General features: G+C 53.0%; 4 protein-coding genes. 3 read left to right on the top strand and 1 reads right to left on the bottom strand.

The features are described from left to right. Window positions 1–131 precede the first annotated feature (131 nt). A complete protein-coding gene (locus ACPGUT_RS15685; RefSeq protein ID WP_423992997.1) occupies window positions 132–1,157 on the bottom strand; it encodes an AraC family transcriptional regulator ligand-binding domain-containing protein in 1,026 nt (341 codons plus the stop codon). A 118-nt stretch (window positions 1,158–1,275) separates the two neighbouring features. Between ACPGUT_RS15685 and ACPGUT_RS15680 the strand changes: the two genes are divergently transcribed. The 3 genes from ACPGUT_RS15680 to ACPGUT_RS15670 all read left to right on the top strand — a co-directional run. Then, the gene (locus ACPGUT_RS15680) at window positions 1,276–3,045 is read left to right on the top strand and encodes an acyl-CoA dehydrogenase (protein WP_423992995.1); all 1,770 of its coding nucleotides are present in this window, start codon (window positions 1,276–1,278) and stop codon (window positions 3,043–3,045) included. Between the two features lie 30 nt (window positions 3,046–3,075). Then, window positions 3,076–3,885, top strand: a complete 810-nt coding sequence (locus tag ACPGUT_RS15675; RefSeq protein WP_423992993.1) for a crotonase/enoyl-CoA hydratase family protein — start codon at window positions 3,076–3,078, stop codon at window positions 3,883–3,885. Window positions 3,886–4,112: 227 nt separating this feature from the next. Then, a partial coding sequence (locus ACPGUT_RS15670; RefSeq protein ID WP_423992991.1) for a DUF11 domain-containing protein occupies window positions 4,113–5,666 on the top strand: 1,554 nt, incomplete at its 3' end.

The raw sequence follows: 5,666 nt of genomic DNA, 5'->3' as shown, positions 1-5,666 counted from the left end.
ACCAGATACGCCGCCAACCTTCAAACTGCCAAAACACCAGATTCAGTCATAACTCCACTAATTTGTGTCAAAACAAATCTTTTACTTTGGCAATTATATGGCGTGTATAAAATTGCATTGTAAATCTCGCTTTACCCAGTCGGAAATTTACGGAAATTTCCCGGCGTCAGATCTGTCCAGCGCTTAAAGGCCCGGTGGAAATTCGCCGCCGAGGAAAACCCTAAATCTTGGGCAATTGCCTCGATTGATTTATCACGCCCATTGAGATCCCGGATCGCAAAATCCCGCCGCAATCCGTCTTTGATTTCCTGAAATGATGTATTTTCTGAATTCAACCTGCGGATTAACGTGCGTGACGTCATATTCAAGTCTCGCGCGGCGTCCTGCAAACCGTATTGCAACTGATCTGATGACAACAACAATTCCCGTATGCGCAACGGCAGGGCATGTTCGCGTTGTTCGGTAAAGATCCAATCGCGGGGGGCACGTTGCAGAAATTCCTGCATCTCTGCGTCACTGCGTGCCAGACCGGGGGCCGCTGACAACTGTGCGAAAGAAATCGCAGAACACGTCTGGCCAAACCGCACGGTCGCCGGAAACAACACCGGGTAATCTTCCGCAAAATCAGGGCGATCAAATGCGAAATCGACGCGCAGCAAGGGCAGCTCCCGCCCGGCAAACCAAGACAGAATGCCATGTGCAAGTTTCAACAACAACATATGGCCAAAACGCTGTGGTTCATCTGGGTTGCGCGGCACCAACACCACGCTGAAAACCTCATCATCACCATCAAGACGCAGGCTATAATCATCCAAAAGCAGGTTCCAGAACGACGTAAATCGAAACAGCGCCGCAGACAAAGAAGACGCCCCACGCATGGATGTGCACAGATGCTTCAAAGCCCCCGGACGGATCGGGCGGCTCCATAATCCGGTCATCTCATCGCCCATTTCCACCGCGGCCAGTTGATACAGACGTACGATCTGATCATGTGTAACCCGCCCACGTGGCGATGCCCCAGACGACAACCCCGCCCCTTCCATCAACTCTGCAAATTGCACAGCTGAGCAATGCCAGCGCAGCACAGCCAGCCAGTCTTCAAGAAATGCACGTGAAACGGTTGGCCGTATCTGCGTGGCCACATCGGGATTTTTCATCCTTGTATTTTGCACCAATTGTCACTTTATGCAAATTTTTCGTCCATATTCGAGATAGTAACCCATAGATCGGCCAAATATATGGCATTAACTGATAGTTCCGCAGGAAGGCGAACCCATGACATTCGAAGCCCCAACAAAAGACATGCTGTTTAACATCGAACATCTTTCCGGGCTGGAAGAGCTGCATACCCTGCCGGAATATGCGGATGTGGAAATGGAAGATATCGCGGCAGTTCTGACGGAATTCGGTCGTTTCTGCGCTGAAGAAATCGCGCCTCTGAACGCCTCCGGGGATCACAACCCATCAACCTGTGAAAAGGGCCGCGTGACCATGGCCGACGGGTTTCATGAAGCCTATCAGAAATTCGTTGAAATGCAGTGGCAAAGCCTGCCCCACCCGACCGAATTCGGTGGACAGGGCCTGCCACGTTCCGTCGGGGCCGCTGCCACCGAAATTCTGAACGCCGCCAACATGAGCTTTGCTCTCTGTCCGCTTTTGACAGATGGCGCCGTCGAAGCTTTGCTGACAGCCGGAACAGATGAGATCAAAAACACCTATCTTGCCAATCTGATTACCGGGAAATGGACAGGCACGATGAACCTGACCGAACCCCAGGCGGGCAGTGATCTTGCGCTTTTGCGCAGCCGTGCCGAACGTGCAGATGACGGCAGCTATCACATTTCTGGCACCAAGATTTTCATCACCTATGGTGAACATGACATGGCCGAAAATACCATACATTTGGTACTGGCCCGCACCCCGGATGCGCCCGCTGGCGTCAAAGGTATCAGCCTGTTTCTGGTGCCCAAATATCTGGTGAACCCCGATGGCACGCCCGGCACCCGCAACGACATCACCTGTCAAAGCATCGAACACAAGCTGGGCATCAAGGCCAGCCCTACGACCGTTCTCGAATTTTCCAACGCAAAAGGCTTTCTGATCGGTGAAGAAAATGCTGGATTGAACTATATGTTCAGAATGATGAATGCTGCAAGATATGCTGTGGGTTTACAAGGGGTTGCCATTGGTGAACGGGCCCACCAGCAGGCGCTTGCCTTCGCACAAGAACGCGTGCAAAGCCGTCCAGTAGACGGCACATCTCGTGACGCGGTCACCATTATCAACCATCCCGATGTTCGCAGGCTTCTGATGCGGATGCGTGCGGTGACAGAAGGTGGGCGCGCAATGGCCACATTCACCGCCGGCTGGCAGGATTTGGCGCATCTCGCCCCCACCGCCAATGCCCGCGCGCGTGCCACACGGATTTCAGAATTCATGACGCCGCTGGTCAAAGGTTTCTGCACAGAAACCGCCGTTGAAACTGCTTCAAACGGTGTTCAGGTGCACGGCGGCATGGGTTTTATCGAAGAAACTGGTGCCGCCCAACATTACCGGGACGCCCGTATTCTCCCGATTTATGAAGGCACCACCGCCATTCAAGCCAATGATTTGATCGGGCGCAAAACCCTGCGTGATGGTGGTGAAACCGCACGTGAACTGGCTGAAATGATTGTAGAAACAGAACAGGCACTGCAGGAAAAATCAGATACGACCCGGGCCATTGCCGCCCGCCTTGGCCGTGCTCGTGAAGATTTCCTAGCCACCGTTGATTACATGCTGGCCACCGCCCCGGCCAATCCGAATGCTGCCTTTGGTGCGGGTGTGCCTTATCTCATGCTGACCGGCAGTTTATGCGCGGGCTGGCAATTGGCACGATCCGCCCTTATCGCCACCGATGCATTGGAAACCGGCGAAGACACCGAATTTATGCAACGCAAAATCGAAACCGCCAACTTTTATGCGCACCATGTTCTGAACGAAACCGCGACCCTGCGCGATCGTATCATTCACGGTGCAGACAGCTTGCTGAACGCCACGCTGTAAAACTGATATGTCTTTGAAAGGACGAAAGAAATGAAACCTGTTATCGATCCCTCACGTTTTCAGAATCTTGACCTGACCCACCACGACGGCGAGGTCTGGGTTGTCAAACTGAACCGCCCAACAAAACGCAACGCGCTGGACATCGACACGATCGAAGAACTTGTTGATTTCTTTTCAACCGCGCCGCGCGCCGGTGTGCGCGCCGTGGTTCTTGCGGGTGAAGGCGCCCATTTCTGCGCGGGTCTGGATCTGGTCGAACACCACAACGAAGACCGCAGCCCGGCAGACTTCATGCATGTATGTCTGCGCTGGCACGAAGCCTTTAACAAAATGGAATATGGCGGCGTTCCGGTCATTGCCGCCCTGCAGGGTGCCGTGGTGGGGGGTGGCCTAGAACTGGCCAGTTCCGCACATATCCGCGTGATGGATCACAGCACTTATTTCGCCCTACCCGAAGGTCAGCGCGGTTTATTTACAGGGGGCGGCGCAACGATCCGGGTCACCGATCTGGTCGGCAAATCACGGATGATCGACATGATGCTGACCGGTCGTGTCTATCAGGGCCAAGAAGCCGTGGATCTGGGCCTTGCGCAATACATTGTCGAAGGCTCAAGTTTTGACAAAGCTCTGGAACTGGCCCGCCGCGCCGCAGAAAATCTGCCCCTCTCCAATTTCGCCATCTGTTCCGCCGTCAGCCATATGCAAAACATGTCTGCCATGGATGCCGCCTATGCCGAAGCTGTGGTTGCAGGTGTTGTTAATACGCAACCCGCCGCGCGCGAACGCCTCGCAGCATTCGCCGACAAATCCGCAGCCCGCATCCGCCCGAACAGCACGTAAGCTTTATAAAACCTATAAAAACAAATAACTTACGAACAGGGGCGGCCTCGTGGAAACACCCACCGCCCCTTCTTTCATCCATTTCGCAACGTGTTACCTTTCTTCTCAACTCTTTGAAAACTTAACTAAATATGAATTTTCTGATTGTTCGGTCAGAAAATACCTAATATTCGTCCTGCACAGGCAGGAAAACGCCTTAAAAGTGTTATGGTACAAGGTATGGCTTTATGGCTAGTGTAATTACAATGCGGTTGTCCGCATTCATTTTCCTCATCGCGCTTGCGTTTTCCACTCCGTCTCACGCCCAGGGCATCGTTTTTTCAGGTTCTGCCAGCGGGGGGGTCGCTTCCGGTACATTCGACATTGACGGCGACAGTGTCGGTGACGGGACTTGGTCTTTTACGCCACTTCCCAATTCACAACATACGTCCATCTCACCACCTATATTTATCCCGAACGGGATCAGTTATCGTTTTGACCGCACAGGACCAGGCAGTAGCAGCTGGGATCTCAGGGCCGTCTTCGAAGCCCAAGCAACAGGAGTTGCCGGGTTCACCTATGCCCTAACGGTGAACGGCAACTCACAATACCAACCTTATGGCTCCGTTGCGTCCAAATTCAACTCTTACGAATTGTTTTGGGACAGTGCAGCCGGTGCAGGAACCGTCGTAAACCCGGATAATGAACTTAGAAATTCCTCCATTGTCCTGAACCCTGGCTACACTAGGTTCGAACAGCGTTCAAAGGGTGACAGTGTCAGCAGTTGTAACTTGAGTAACGGTGCAATCAAAAATCGTTGCCTTGAATGGTTTGCTACCGTTCCCCAGGGAACAACATCTGTACGTTTCCATGCCAACGATGGTGGCAGGCTAGAAGCCTTCAGCTTTTCCCTGCGATCTGAAATCGATCTGACCATGGAAAAAACTGTGTCAGCCCCGGTTATGCTTCCTGGCGAGGCCGGATATTACGACATTGTTATTGAAAACATCGGCGCACCAGGGCAATCATCTGCGCTTGGTCTGAAATTGACAGAACTACTGCCAGCGGGTGTTACTTTCACCTCCGCATCCCCATCACAGGGCAGCTACAACAATACGACGGGTCTCTGGGAAATTGGCGGTTTACAGCGCGGCGATACTGCCAGCCTCCGCCTGCACTTCACCGTTGATGCCGATACCTCCGGGACAATAACTGATCCGCTTGCCCCCGGCGCTTTGGTTATCAACCAGACAGACACACAGCCCAACAACAACGGCAACCTCAATCCTGTTTTTGTCGTCCCCGTTATTGAAACATCCAAAACAGACACAATCGATGACACCAATGGAAATGGTGTAACCGACGCGGGTGACACCATTAATTACGATATCGTTGTCTCCAACCCCACAGACGCGGATTTCACCAACCTAGCCATTATCAGTGATACTTTCGAACGTGTAGATGGCACCGCCTTATCATTGACCTCCGCACCGACATTTTCTTCAGCGACAAATGGTTCCACCGCAAGCCTGTTAAAAGGCGGAAGCACCGCCACCTTCACTGCCTCCTATGTGATCACTCAGGATGACATCCTCGCTGGTGGCGTACGCAACACCGCAACCGCCCAGATCACACGTGGAACCGCCACTGTTACAGATATCTCGGACGACCCGGATGACGATACAAATACAGATACAGAAGGGGACGGTGAAGGCGACGACCTTACCGTGACAACCCTCACCGCAAACCCGGCGGTCAGCGTCGTCAAAACCGAAGATTATAACGACGGCGGCGATGGCATT

Source organism: Halocynthiibacter sp. (assembly GCF_049608145.1).
GTDB lineage: Bacteria > Pseudomonadota > Alphaproteobacteria > Rhodobacterales > Rhodobacteraceae > Halocynthiibacter.
This window is presented reverse-complemented; position numbering and strand designations above follow the sequence as displayed.

Coding starts and splice junctions, on each gene's coding strand:
- ACPGUT_RS15675 (WP_423992993.1), top strand. CDS start 3,076: ATGAAACCTGTTATCGATCCCTCACGTTTTCAGAATCTTGACCTGACC.
- ACPGUT_RS15685 (WP_423992997.1), bottom strand. CDS start 1,157: ATGAAAAATCCCGATGTGGCCACGCAGATACGGCCAACCGTTTCACGT.
- ACPGUT_RS15680 (WP_423992995.1), top strand. CDS start 1,276: ATGACATTCGAAGCCCCAACAAAAGACATGCTGTTTAACATCGAACAT.